General features: G+C 60.9%; 12 protein-coding genes. 9 read left to right on the top strand and 3 right to left on the bottom strand.

All coding sequences use genetic code 11. The features are described from left to right. Positions 1-168: 168 nt before the first annotated feature. The 3 genes from ACSQ26_RS00910 to ACSQ26_RS00900 form a co-directional block, all read right to left on the bottom strand. Positions 169-357 (bottom strand): hypothetical protein, encoded by a 189-nt coding sequence (locus ACSQ26_RS00910; protein ID WP_436005384.1) that lies wholly within the window; start codon positions 355-357, stop codon positions 169-171. Positions 358-736: 379 nt separating this feature from the next. After that, entirely contained in the window at positions 737-895 is a 159-nt protein-coding gene (locus ACSQ26_RS00905; RefSeq protein ID WP_436005382.1) for a hypothetical protein, read from the bottom strand. 184 nt (positions 896-1,079) lie between these two features. Beyond that, positions 1,080-1,970, bottom strand: coding sequence for a LysR family transcriptional regulator (locus ACSQ26_RS00900; RefSeq protein WP_436005380.1), 891 nt, complete (start codon positions 1,968-1,970; stop codon positions 1,080-1,082). A 105-nt stretch (positions 1,971-2,075) separates the two neighbouring features. Here ACSQ26_RS00900 and ACSQ26_RS00895 point away from each other — a divergent pair, with 105 nt between their 5' ends. From ACSQ26_RS00895 to ACSQ26_RS00855, 9 genes are all read left to right on the top strand, one after another. Beyond that, positions 2,076-2,945, top strand: a complete 870-nt coding sequence (locus tag ACSQ26_RS00895; RefSeq protein WP_436005378.1) for an SDR family oxidoreductase — start codon at positions 2,076-2,078, stop codon at positions 2,943-2,945. Between the two features lie 40 nt (positions 2,946-2,985). Next, positions 2,986-3,459 (top strand): SRPBCC family protein, encoded by a 474-nt coding sequence (locus tag ACSQ26_RS00890; protein ID WP_436005375.1) that lies wholly within the window; start codon positions 2,986-2,988, stop codon positions 3,457-3,459. 628 nt (positions 3,460-4,087) lie between these two features. Further along, complete coding sequence (locus ACSQ26_RS00885; protein ID WP_436005373.1) at positions 4,088-4,237, top strand: hypothetical protein; 150 nt, start codon at positions 4,088-4,090, stop codon at positions 4,235-4,237. Between the two features lie 103 nt (positions 4,238-4,340). After that, on the top strand, positions 4,341-5,522 hold the full coding sequence (locus ACSQ26_RS00880) for an ROK family protein (RefSeq protein ID WP_436005371.1): 1,182 nt from the start codon (positions 4,341-4,343) through the stop codon (positions 5,520-5,522). Between the two features lie 99 nt (positions 5,523-5,621). Further along, positions 5,622-6,929 carry an ABC transporter substrate-binding protein gene (locus ACSQ26_RS00875; protein ID WP_436005369.1) on the top strand — a complete coding sequence of 436 codons (1,308 nt, stop codon included), beginning with the start codon at positions 5,622-5,624 and terminating at the stop codon, positions 6,927-6,929. Positions 6,930-7,000: 71 nt separating this feature from the next. Beyond that, positions 7,001-7,927 (top strand): carbohydrate ABC transporter permease, encoded by a 927-nt coding sequence (locus ACSQ26_RS00870; protein WP_436005367.1) that lies wholly within the window; start codon positions 7,001-7,003, stop codon positions 7,925-7,927. After that, a complete protein-coding gene (locus ACSQ26_RS00865; protein WP_436005365.1) occupies positions 7,927-8,829 on the top strand; it encodes a carbohydrate ABC transporter permease in 903 nt (300 codons plus the stop codon). Before ACSQ26_RS00870 ends, ACSQ26_RS00865 begins: the two co-directional genes overlap by 1 nt. A gap of 24 nt (positions 8,830-8,853) precedes the next feature. Further along, entirely contained in the window at positions 8,854-10,995 is a 2,142-nt protein-coding gene (locus tag ACSQ26_RS00860) for a beta-galactosidase (protein WP_436005363.1), read from the top strand. Between the two features lie 233 nt (positions 10,996-11,228). Then, the gene (locus ACSQ26_RS00855) at positions 11,229-12,236 is read left to right on the top strand and encodes an ABC transporter ATP-binding protein (protein ID WP_436005361.1); all 1,008 of its coding nucleotides are present in this window, start codon (positions 11,229-11,231) and stop codon (positions 12,234-12,236) included. The last annotated feature ends 123 nt before the right edge of the window (positions 12,237-12,359 follow it).

The raw sequence follows: 12,359 nt of genomic DNA, 5'->3' as shown, positions 1-12,359 counted from the left end.
ATCGGCACCGTTTGGCTTTTCTGGAATTGAATACCACACCGGACCGGCTGCGATCTAGGAATAACCGGCGCCGCCCCGGCCACGATCAAGGATCGCTGATCGGCGTGGAACTACCAATCCATCGCTATTGATAATTTTTTCGAGAGCGCTCCGAACCCAAGTGCGAACCTAGGCTGCAACGGAAAGACGCTGAGTCAGGTGGGATCTGACGGCATCGCGCGCCTCGGTGGGCGACGAAAAGCTCCTGCCATCGAGTTCCATGACGTCGTACTTGACTGCCATGAAGGCAAGAGAGCCATCACGCGGAAGGAGGACCCCGACTGGGACACCCTGGTATTCGACAACTTGCTTTGTCATGAAAAATTCTCCGATCAAGCGAATGCTGTTTGGTGAGCCATGTGATGGGACGCCGATTGCGTCACATTCGCAGGCAACAGCCGCGCTCGTTTCGGTTTATGGCAACGAGAGACAACGTGCTTATGAGAGCAGGCAAGGCACCCTCCCCTTTTTTTCTTGGGCCTGACCTTTAGGTCGCGAACTGAAAGTACAATACGCGTTGAACATGTCAATTAGAAAACAAGAATAGATAGCAAAAACTTCTAATAGTATTACATTTTGAGAGCATACGCGGAAGTATACTGCGGTATTTCCTTGTGCGACGCAATATATTCCTTGCAACACCGAAATCTCATCGGGGCGCCCGCCCTGTGGGCTGCGCTGATGCAACGGCTTCGGGTCAGTTCACCAAGAAGTCCGAAGCGTCGATCTGGCCGGGCTTCACGCCAAGCAGCGTCAGCGTGTCGCCGTCACCGAAATCAATGATCATGTCATGGCCGGATTTGTGGATCGAGGTCGTTTCGGGAACCAGATGGTGGATGAAGTCCTGATGTCCCACACCACCGACAGCGTCAAAATCGGTGATGAGTCGTGGCTCGACCCTCGACCAAGGAATTTGAACTCGCTGGAGCTGCCTCGACTGCAGGACCCGATTTGTGGAGCCAAAAGCATACTCAGGCCTCCCCGATTTCCCGCCCGTCATCCTGACCTCAATTATCGACGTCCAGCAGAGCCCGGTCCGATCACCTGCCAATATAGGCGGCAAGTTCGTCGGGTGTCCCATTTGGAAAAGCCTGCTTTAGAAAGTCCACGAATGCCGACACGCGCGCGCTGAGCAGCCGCCTGGACGGATAGAGCGTCCAGAGTGCGATCTCGGGGCCGTCGATGTCTCCCCAATTGACCAATGTGCCATCCGCGAGGTCGTGGCTCACCAGCGAAATGGGAAGACGTCCTGCACCGACGCCAGCGCGCACCGCATCCCGGACCATGATGAGTGTCGCCAAGGTGAGCACAGGTTCGATCTTGATGGTCGCCCGGCCGCTGGCTGTCTTCACCTGCCATGTTTGCCGATCGCCTGCTCCGCGCGCAACGCCGGGAGCGGTGTGCCCGCCGGTCGGGCGGGGAAGATCGGGGCTCGCCACGACCACCAGGCGGTCACGGAGAAACGCCCGCCCGACCAGGCTTTCGTCGGGATCTGGATTGACCCGGATAACCAGATCGTAGCCTTCCTCGATCATATCGACGGGCCGGTCCTCACTCGTCACCTCAAGCCTCACCTCCGGATATTTGAGAGCAAAGCCTGCGGCAATCCTCCCCATCGCGGTCTGGGAAAAATGCAAAGGCGCGCTGATCCGCAATCTCCCCTTGGGCCTCTGACCGCCCGAGGCAATCGCCGAAGCCGTCTCGTCCAGTTCGGCGAGCAACGCACCCGTCCGCTCGAACAGCGCTCGTCCTTCCTCGGTGAGTTTCAGGTTACGCGCACCCCGTTCAAACAGCCGCAGATCGAGACCGGTTTCCAGCTCGGCGACACGCCGGGACAGGGTCGCCTTGGGCCGGCCGGTGGCGCGAGCTGCTTTGCCGAACCCTCCATGGCGAGCAACAAGATTGAAATCGCTAAGTGCAAGGAGATCCATGAGTGTTCCAGTCGTGAGACGGATCGTCTAAATTGATGGTCTATTGGATCGATAATGATCCGTCCATATTCGGGGCGTCAAGCAAACAAACCCGGAGATACTCTCATGACCATTCTCGTTACCGGCGCCACCGGCAATATCGGCAGCCAAGTTATCCAGCACCTCGTCAACGCCGGCGCCGACGTCCGCGCACTTGTCCGCGATCCTTCCAAAGCCAACTTCCCGTCGGGTGTTTCTGTCGTTAAGGGTGACTTCCTCGACGTTGACTCGCTCCGTAGCGCCTTCGACGGCGTGTCTACGCTCTTCCTGCTAAACGCCGTGGTATCGGACGAATTCACCCAGGCATTGGTCGCCCTCAACATTGCCCTTGCGGCCGGCATCGAACGCATCGTCTACCTGTCGGTGATTCACCCTGACGCCTACGTGAATGTGCCCCACTTCGCCGGCAAATTCGGCGTCGAGCGGATGATCGAGCAGATGGGCATGCACGCGACCATCCTGCGTCCGGCCTACTTCATTCAGAACGATCTGATGATCAAGGACGCCATCACCGGCTACGGCGTGTACCCCATGCCGGTCGGCGACAAAGGTCTCGCCATGATCGACGTTCGCGATATCGCGGAGATCGCTACCCTCGAACTACTGCGTCGCGAACGGGCCGCTCAGCCGCTTCCTCTCACGCGCATCAACCTTGTCGGCCCCGACACACTGACCGGAACGGATATCGCCACCATCTGGTCGGACGTTCTTGTCCGCCAGATCAACTATGGCGGCGGTGATACTGCCGCCTTCGAGCAGAACCTCAAGCAGTTCATGCCGCCGTGGATGGCTTACGACATGCGGATGATGGGCGAGCGTTTCCTGACTGATGGAATGTTGCCAGAGGGCGGCGACGTCCAGCGCCTGACGACACTTCTCGGCCGGCCGCTCCGCACCTATCGCAACTTCGCCAAGGAAACCGCAGTCGCTGTCTGAGGCAAAGCCGTCCCACAATTTCCAAACAAGGACCGTCGCCATGATCTATTCAACCGCCACCGTCCCCGTGAATCCGGAAGGCGAAACAAAGCTCACCCGCGAGCAAGTCTGGAAGGGCCTGGAACTGAAGGCACGCGACGCCCGCGAGTTCCTTCCACCAGGTCTATGCACACGCTGCGACGTCGTCGAGGAAAGCGCGACCCATTTCGTGCGCGAGGCCACCATCGCCGGCTCCGACTTGCGTGAGATCATCACCCTCGAGCCACAAAGCAAGGTCACCTTCTTCCAGGCTACTGGTCCGCGCGAAGGCGCCATCATCAATGAACTGTTCGAGGACGAATCCGGCGCCCTGCAGCTCAAATTCTACTGCTACCTCGGCCTGCGCGACAAGGAGCCTGATGGCCCCGAGGAGCAGGCGGAGCAGACGCAGTTCGACAGTGACCGGGGCTACAAAGCCGCCTTGCTGTCGACCTTGAAGCGGACCCGCGAACTGCTCGCAGAGGGCCGGCTCTGATCACCTCAAGAAACGAGGGTCGCCTCACAACGAGGCGACCCAGGAAGGCGACGGCGCTGCCCTGACGGGCTTCCAGACCTTCGGATTCGTGCCAGGCAGGTGAAAGCCTAATGGCTGGAGACGCGGAAACTATTTCCGCGTCCGTATGCTAAAGAGTGAAGGGGTTGATTGGATTCGAACCGACGACCTGTTGATGACAAAAGCACCTTATCTCAAATTCACCTGAAGCTGACATCGCTACGGCAGGGAACAAATGACCGATTTGGGGCCGCTTGCGGACTGGCGGCTTCTGGCGTCGGCGGGAAGGGAGCAGACGTTTACGTCTACCACGTACCTGTTCGACGGCAATCTCCGATTGTTCGGCTTCGTCGGCCCTCGCTCGCAGCAAATCGAGACTGAACCCCTTGGAACGACCGATTTCCTTGCCAACTTCCACCATATCCCGCGATATGTAGGTCGATCAGGTCGGAGACCGTCTCGATCTCGTCCATGTGCTGTGGGGCGGGTTTATAACCCAAGTCGATCTCTCGCTCAATTCGACGCGCCCAAATTTCGGCGTCCTTGCAAAGCGAGAAGCTGTTGCTGAGGTGGTGGTCCTTGCAGCGGACCTGGACGCGGCCAGCGCCGCATGGCGGTCTATTGCTACGGCCCGAGCTTGGGGCGTTTGCGCTATCCGTTCAGGATCAGCGAAGGGATGCTGGCGCGGCTGACTCCGGAGCGGCGGACGATCATCGAACCGCAGCCGCAATCGCTCGTGCCACCCGGCGCGGCGGCGTGAGGCCGAACGACCCAGCAGCAAAAAAAGACGGACTCGCGAGCAGTTTTGGTTTATGCCGACGCCCGTTGCCGGTGCGCCGGCCTAGTAGAAACTGGCCTGTCCGATGCAGCGACTGTCAACCACATCGAGCCTTTTGCGTCGCCTGAACCGGTCGGCCGCAGTGGATCTGATCCGCACCGAAGGGGTGATTTCACCATCGAGCCTCGCCGAGCGGCTGAACATCAGCCTGCCCACGGTGATGCGCGTGATCGAGGATCTGATCGCCGAGGATCTGGTCGCCTATGACGGCTTCGACGAGACGCCACGGGGCCGGCCGCGGGCGCGCATCAAGTTCCGCGGTGCGGCGCATGCGATCATCGGCATCGAGGCCGGCAAGGGCGAGTTCTACGGCGCCGTGGCCAATCTCGAAGGCGTCGTGCAGACAGAAATGCACGAGACGGCCGACGATGATGGCGAGCGCAATTTCGAAAAGCTGGTCGGCCTGATCCGCCGGCTGATGGCGGCCCCCCGCCCGCGCGGCCAGACCATTCGCGGCATCGGCATTGGCCTGCCCTCGATCGTCAGGCAGCCGGAGGGCGAAGTGGTGCTGACGCTCGGGCTCGGCTGGCGCGACATGCCGTTGCAGGCGCGGCTTAGCGAACATTTTCAGATGCCCATCGTCGTCGAGAACGGGCGCAACCTCGCCGCCTTGGGCGAATGGGGATTCGGGGCCGGGCGTGGCGCCGACAGCGTCGTGAGCCTCTCGATCGGGCCCGGTGCCGGCGCGGGCGTCGTGATCGACGGCAAGCTTTATGGCGGGCACTCGCATGCGGCGGGCGAGCTCGGATGGTATCTCGATGACCCCCTCCTCACCGGGCGGCCGTTCGAACATCTGGGCGACAAGCAATCGCTGCGCTTTTTCGGCATCCCCGAACAGGCGACCAAGATGCTCGAAGAGGCCAACACGCAGTATGCGGCGGGGAAGCTCACCCTGGCTGCCGTCACCGACCGGCAGGCGGGCAAAATCGCGCCAGTCGTGACCGAACTGCTCGACTATGCGACGATGGCGGTGGGCAGTGTTGCTGCCTTCATGAACCCCGAAATCATCGTACTGGCGGGCCGGGTCGTCGGCGGCGGTGATCTGGTGCTCGATGTGCTGCGGCATCGCCTCAAGGGCAATGTGTACGACCCACCGCGCCTCGTGATAGGCGCGCTGGGGCACCGCGACATCGTGCTTGGAGCGGTGCGCCTGGTGCTCGATGCGACGACGCTCAACCCTGCCGACAGCCTCGTGATGGCCGACTAAGGATCAATCGATCGCGATTGACAGGGACTGAAACTTGCATTAACTTTCTAACTGAAAGAAAATGCGCCGTGGGAGCGTATCTTTCGTGGGAGGAGTTCAATGATGAAGATTTTCAATCCGCTTGGGCGGACAATGCATCGCCGTGACTTCTTGAAAGTTGCGGGCGCGAGCGCAGCGGTAGCGGCCCTGCCAGCGGCAGTTCGCGGTGCCGAGCCCGTCAAGGTGCTTGTGTGGTCGTGGGTGCCGGATCTCCAGCTTCAGGTAGACATGTTCAACGCCGCGCATCCGGGCATCAAGATCGAACTCGTGAATGCCGGCCAGGGCGACCCGGAGTATCAGGCGGTCCGCGCGGGCCTGCAGGCGGGCAGCGGCCTGCCCGACGTCGTCCAAATCGAATACCAGCACCTCGAGAGCTTCCGCCAGGTCGACGCCTTCGCCGACATCGGCCAGTACGCCAATGCCCATAAAGGCGAGTTCCCCGAAGCCACGTGGAAGCAGGTGGCCAAGGGCGACGTGGTCAACGCCATGCCGCAGGATACCGGTCCAATGGCGATGCTCTATCGCAAGGACATCTTCGACAAGCAGGGGATCACGCCGCCCACCACCTGGGCCGAGTTTGCCGATGCGGCCAAGAAGATCCATGCGGCCGATCCGAATGTGTTCATCACCGACGCGCTGTTCAGCTCAGGCGACTGGGTCACTGCTCTGCTGTGGCCGATGGGCTGGAAGCCGGTCAGCCGCGATGGCGACAAGCTCGTGATTAACATCAACGACAAGATTTCCAAGGACTTCGCCGCCTATTGGCAGGACCTTATTACCGCGGGTGTCATCGAGACCAAGCCGGGGTTCAACAATGAGTGGTACACCGGTCTCGACACGGGCCGCTATGCCACCTGGCTCACTGCGGGCTGGGGTCCAGTGTTCCTGACCTCGTTCGCCAAGACCAGCGCGGGCCAGTGGCGTGCCGCCGATCTGCCGCAGTGGGACACGAGCAAGTTCGCGACCGGCAATTGGGGTGGCTCATCGCTGGCCGTGATGAAAGCGACCCAGCATCTGCCCGAGGCCGCCGAAGTCGCGATTTGGCTGTGCACGAATCCCGAAGCCACAATGCTCTACACCACCAAGCAATTCTTCTTCCCCTGTACCTCCGCGCTGCTGTCGAGCCCGGAATGGGCGGGCAACAAGATGGATTTCTACGGCGGCCAGGCGGTGAACGAAGTGTTCGCCAAATCGGCGAATGCCGTGACGCCATTTGAGTGGAGCCCGTTCCAGAGCTTCTTGTACCAATCGATGTCCGATGAATTCGGCGCCTCGATCGGCGGCAAGGGCACGCTGTCGGATGCGTTCGACCGCATCCAGGACGCCGTGGTCACCTACGCGAAGGAACAAGGCTTCACCGTAGCCTGACTTCTCCCGGGCAACGGCCGGGCGCGCTTGATCGGCGCGCCCGATCTTTTCATCTTGCCGGACGGGGGACCATGGCATTGTCGAATTCGCCAGCCGCAGCGACGCGCCCAGCGCGATCGGGCGGTTTTACGTCACGAACGCTCGCGCCCTATCTATTCCTGGCGCCCTTCATGCTGCTGTTTATCGCCTTCATCGTCGCGCCGCTGGTTTATGCGTTCTATATAAGCCTCTACCGTGACACGCTGGTGGGCGGACGGCAATTCGCGGGTGCAGCCAGCTACATCAAGGTCATGGGAGACGCCAAATTCTGGGGCGGCGTGTGGAACCTCGTTTTGTTCGGCATCGTGCAGATGCCGATCATGCTGGGCCTGGCGCTGTTGTTCGCCATCGTGCTCGATCGTGGCCAGGTCTATGCAAAGGGCGTCTTCCGGCTCGGCTTCTTCCTCCCCTACGCCGTGCCGAGCGTGATCGCGACGATCATCTGGGGTTATCTCTACGGCCCCACTTTCGGCCCGTTCACGCAGATGGCCAAGGCGTTCAACCTCCCTCCGCCAGACTTCCTGTCGCCGGGCGCGATGATCTTCTCATTGGCCAATATCGTGACGTGGGAATATGTCGGCTACAACATGGTGATCTACTACGCCGCGCTGAAGGCGATCCCGTCGGACCTCGCCGAGGCCGCGCGGGTCGAGGGCGCCTCGCCCTGGCAATTTGCGCGCCTGGTCCAGCTGCCGCTACTGTGGCCGGCGATCCTGCTCACCATCATCTTTTCGATCAACGGCACACTTCAGCTGTTCAATGAGCCGTATTTGATGCGCTTTCTTGCCAGAAACACCGTCAATTCGAGCTATACGCCGAACCTCTATGCCTATTCGCTGGCGACTTCGAACCAGCAGTATGGCTATGCGGCCGCCGTCTCGTTCGTGCTTGGTATCGTGATCGCCGGTGCCTCCTATATCTTCACCCTGATCACCAACCGCCGTCGGCCGGAGCAATGATGACTGCGACCACCGACACCGCCACTTTCGAAGCTGCCAAGCGCCGGCGCAGAGAGCGGCGGCGCTCGCGGATCATGCTCACGCTGCTGCTATCACTGTTCCTCCTCTACAGCTTCATGCCGCTGGTCTATCTGGTCCTATCGGCAACGAAGACGAATGGCGACCTGTTCACCACGTTCGGCTTCGGTTTCGGCACCGAATTCAATCTCTGGCAGAATCTGAGCGATCTGCTGGCGCGCGACAACGGCGTCTTCATGCGCTGGATGTTCAACAGCCTGCTCTATTCGACCGTCGCCGGCCTCGGTGCCGCGATCTTGGCTACCGCGGCAGGCTATGCGTTAGCCAAATTCAAATTCGTCGGCCGCAATCTGCTGTTTGCGCTGGTCTTGGGCGCTGTGATGATCCCGCAGACGGCCCTCGTCGTGCCGACCTTCCTGCTGCTGGCGCTTTCGGGACTCAGCGACAATCCGCTGGGCGTGATCCTTCCCTCGATGATCTCGCCGATCGGCGTCTATCTGATGCGCGTCTATATGGAGCAGGGCCTCGACAACGAACTGCTCGACGCAGCGCGTATCGAAGGCGCCGGCGAGTTCGTGATCTTCCGCGCTATCGTGCTGCCGCTGGTGGCGCCGGGCATGGTGACCGTGGCGCTGCTCTCCTTCGTCGGAACCTGGAACAATTACTTCCTGCCGCTCATCGTGCTGCGCTCTCCGGAGTATCAGCCGATCACGGTGGGCCTTGCGACCTGGTATCAGCTCGCGCAGCAGGGCGGTGGCGGCGGACAGGTGCTGTTCTCGATCATCATCACCGGCGCGCTGGTCAGCATCATCCCGGTCATCGTAGTGTTCCTGCTGCTGCAGCGGTTCTGGCAGGGCGGCCTCACCGCCGGCGCCATCAAATAGACTATTGCCTGGAGTTTTCCGACTATGACGACTGCCTCGAAATCCGCGCCGCTCTCTGTCTGGCGGCCGATCGCGACCGATACTTTCCTCGTCGGTACCCCGCATTACCCGGAGCATGTCGATGAGAGCTATTGGCAGCGCGACGCCGATCGCATGGCCGCCGCGGGCTTCAACGTGGTGCGACTTGCGGAATTCGCCTGGCATATTATCGAGCCGCATGAGGGAACGTTCGACTTCGATTTGTTCGACCGCGCCATAGATGTGCTGGGCAAGGCTGGCATCAAGACCATCATGTGCACGCCGACGGCGACGCCGCCGCGTTGGCTGACGGCGCGTTATCCCGAAGTGTTGCGGGTCGATGCCAATGGCCGCGCCATGAGCCATGGCTCGCGCCAGCACGCCAATCTGGCGAGCGGAGTGTTCCGCGAGCATTCGAAGCGCATCACTAAAGCGATGGCCCAGCATTATCGCGGCAATTCGCACATCATCGGCTGGCAGACTGACAATGAGCTCAATACCTCTGGATCGCTGTCCTACGGTCCGGTGACTCTGGCCGAGTTCCAGGCCTTCCTCAAGGACAAGTACAAGACCATCGCCGCGCTCAACAATGCGTGGGGCGGGCATTTCTGGGCCACCGCCTACGACAATTTCGATCAAGTGGTGCTGCCCCTCGACTACGCCCCTGCCCCGGTCGGGCCTACCCATGTGGTCGACTATCACCGCTTCCTCGCCTTCGTCACGGCGCGGTTCCAGCACGATCAGGTGCTGATCCTGCGCGCCACCAATCCAGACTGGTTCGTCTTCCACAATCTGGGGCGGATCGACGACATCGACTTCCGCGGCGAGTTCTCGACCGATCTCGATTTTCTCGGCTTCGATATCTACCCGCATCTCTATGACGAGATGCAGCGGGTCGGCGGCGTCGGCGAGGTGCAGGCGCTGCATCTCGACATCTGCCGCGGCTTCACTGGCAACTTCATCGTGCCCGAGCAGCAATCGGGCTTCGGTGCCCAGCCGAACATCTCGACGCTGACGCCCGAACCCGGCGAGATGCGCCGCATGGCCTATACGTCAGTCGCGCGCGGCGCCGATGGCGTGATGTTCTTCCGCTGGCGGCCGGCGCATTTCGGCGCCGAGATCTATTGGATGGGCATCATCGATCACGACGACATCCCGCGGCGGCGCTATGACGAGGCCAAGCAGTTTGCGGGTGAGGTCACGGCGCTCAAGGACAAGATCCTCGGCACGCATGTGCGCATGGATTTGGGCATCGCCGGATCGGATTTCGACAATCAGGAGATGCACCGCTCCTACCCCATCGGCATGCCGAGCCCGCAGGACGATGCGACGCTGCTGCACCGCTATTGCTACCGCCACAACATCGCCTGCGGCTTCATCCATCCCGAGGATGATCTCAGCAAGCTCAAGGCGCTCTACGTGCCGCATTGGCTGAAATGGACCGATGCATGGACGGCGCGGATCGAGGCCTTCGCTAAGGCGGGTGGAACGGTAATCCTGGGCGGCCGCACCGGATCGCGCGACGTTAACAACCACGTCATCCGAGACACCTCGCCGGGCAAGACGCTCTCGGCGCTGGCCGGGGTCACGGTCGAGGAATTCGGGTTGCTGACGCCGATCGGCGGCGAAGGCCTGTTCGAGCATGGCGGCCGCTTCGGCGCCAACACGGTGCGCAAGAAGCTGCCGGCGACGTCGGCGAACCGCCAATACGAGCTAAAGATCGGGAATACGCAGGTGACGGCGGCGCATCTTTATGAGCTGCTTAACGTCGCCCCCGGCACGAAGGTTATCGGCAGCTGGGCCAGCCGCTTCGCCGAGGGCCAAGCCGCGATGACTTCGCGCAAAGTCGGCAAGGGCAATGTGATCTACCTCGGCACGTACCTCACCGATGCTCTGGTCGAGGTGCTGGCCGATCAGGTGCTGGCGCCCGCCGGTATCGTGCCGCTCATCGCCGACACGCCGGCCGGCGTCGAAGCGACCATGCGCGAGAACAAGGACCGCCGCCTGCTGTTCATCCTAAACACGCTGGGCGAGCCGGCAGACGTGCCGAATATTCCAAAGGGGACCGATTTGCTCGTTGACGCGCAGGTGAAGACAGGCCGCATGAGGCTTCCTGCCTATGGCTGCAGCATCATCGAACTGGCTTAGTCTGCATCAGGCGACGACTAGCATCGGACGGAGCGGCGGTGCGAAGACTTCGTTGTCTGATGCTCAGGGTTAGATCGCATCAAGCCGCTGCGGCGATCCCGTTCGAATTGCGGGTCTGTAGTTCGATTCCGATCAAGGCATGTCCAGACAACCGCTGTGAAAGGGTGCAGCCTGACTGCAGAGTCAAGGGCTGATGGTCGATACGTAAACTTTGCCAATCGGAGGATATCGGCATGACTGACGTGACAATTCGTTCGCTGAACAAGACGTTCGGTGCGCTTGAGATAATCCCAGACCTCAACCTGAATGTGCCAGATGGTTCGTTTACGGTTCTCGTCGGACCATCTGGATGTGGAAAATCGACCCTCTTGAGAATGATCGCCGGACTTGAGCAGCCGACGCGCGGCTCCATTGCGATCGGTGGCACCGACGTGACCTATGAAGAGCCGTCGAAGCGCGGGATTTCGATGGTGTTTCAGTCTTATGCACTATTCCCGCATATGACGGTCGGCCAGAACATCGACTTCGGCATGCGCCTAGCAAAGATGCCGAAGGAGGAACGGGAGAAGCGAGTCGCCTATGCGGCTGGCGTGTTGAAGCTCGAGAAACTGCTCGATCGCAAGCCATCGGCGTTGTCGGGCGGACAGCGGCAGCGTGTGGCAATCGGCAGATCGATTGTCCGCGATCCCAAGGTGTTTCTGTTTGATGAGCCTTTATCCAATCTCGACGCCGCGTTGCGCGGGCAAATGCGGGTCGAACTGGCCGAACTTCATCAGCGACTAAAGGCGACAATGATCTATGTGACGCATGACCAGGTCGAGGCGATGACGCTGGCGGACCAAATCGTCGTCATGAATGCGGGCCGCATCGAACAGATCGGCGATCCGTTGACACTTTATGAGAAGCCGGAAACCGAATTCGTCGCAACCTTCATCGGCTCGCCCAAAATGAACCTGATCAAGGGTGCCGCCGCGCAGGCGATGGGCGTGGCGACCATCGGAATACGGCCGGAGCATCTGGAGGTCGGCGACTCCGCCAAATGGAGCGCCGCCGTGCGAGTTGTGGAGAAACTTGGCAACGAAGCGATTGCTTACCTGGACTCGGACGTCGGTGATCTGACCCTTAGACTGGTCGGGACGCCGACATTGAAGCCGGGCGACCAGTTGAGGATATCACCGAGGGACGGCCACGCGCATTACTTCGACCAGGACGGTCGAAGGGTGGCCGGACCCTCCTCCTAGTCCGACTACCGCGGGCGGCCTCGTCCCGATGGCGGGGCCGCCCGTACGGGCTTGAGAACGCATTGGAGCTTCAGTTATCCCGAGGGCCAATCACGATCCCGATCTCAGGAGAACTGACCATGG

The organism is Rhizobium sp. LjRoot254, assembly GCF_964254105.1.
In the GTDB taxonomy this organism is placed as follows: Bacteria; Pseudomonadota; Alphaproteobacteria; order Rhizobiales; family Rhizobiaceae; genus Rhizobium_E.
This window is presented reverse-complemented; position numbering and strand designations above follow the sequence as displayed.

Excerpts from the sequence above, each read along its gene's own strand:
- ACSQ26_RS00910 (WP_436005384.1), bottom strand. The coding sequence starts at position 357 with ATGACAAAGCAAGTTGTCGAATACCAGGGTGTCCCAGTCGGGGTCCTC.
- ACSQ26_RS00900 (WP_436005380.1), bottom strand. The coding sequence starts at position 1,970 with ATGGATCTCCTTGCACTTAGCGATTTCAATCTTGTTGCTCGCCATGGA.
- ACSQ26_RS00895 (WP_436005378.1), top strand. The coding sequence starts at position 2,076 with ATGACCATTCTCGTTACCGGCGCCACCGGCAATATCGGCAGCCAAGTT.
- ACSQ26_RS00890 (WP_436005375.1), top strand. The coding sequence starts at position 2,986 with ATGATCTATTCAACCGCCACCGTCCCCGTGAATCCGGAAGGCGAAACA.
- ACSQ26_RS00885 (WP_436005373.1), top strand. The coding sequence starts at position 4,088 with ATGGCGGTCTATTGCTACGGCCCGAGCTTGGGGCGTTTGCGCTATCCG.
- ACSQ26_RS00880 (WP_436005371.1), top strand. The coding sequence starts at position 4,341 with ATGCAGCGACTGTCAACCACATCGAGCCTTTTGCGTCGCCTGAACCGG.
- ACSQ26_RS00875 (WP_436005369.1), top strand. The coding sequence starts at position 5,622 with ATGATGAAGATTTTCAATCCGCTTGGGCGGACAATGCATCGCCGTGAC.
- ACSQ26_RS00870 (WP_436005367.1), top strand. The coding sequence starts at position 7,001 with ATGGCATTGTCGAATTCGCCAGCCGCAGCGACGCGCCCAGCGCGATCG.
- ACSQ26_RS00865 (WP_436005365.1), top strand. The coding sequence starts at position 7,927 with ATGACTGCGACCACCGACACCGCCACTTTCGAAGCTGCCAAGCGCCGG.
- ACSQ26_RS00860 (WP_436005363.1), top strand. The coding sequence starts at position 8,854 with ATGACGACTGCCTCGAAATCCGCGCCGCTCTCTGTCTGGCGGCCGATC.
- ACSQ26_RS00855 (WP_436005361.1), top strand. The coding sequence starts at position 11,229 with ATGACTGACGTGACAATTCGTTCGCTGAACAAGACGTTCGGTGCGCTT.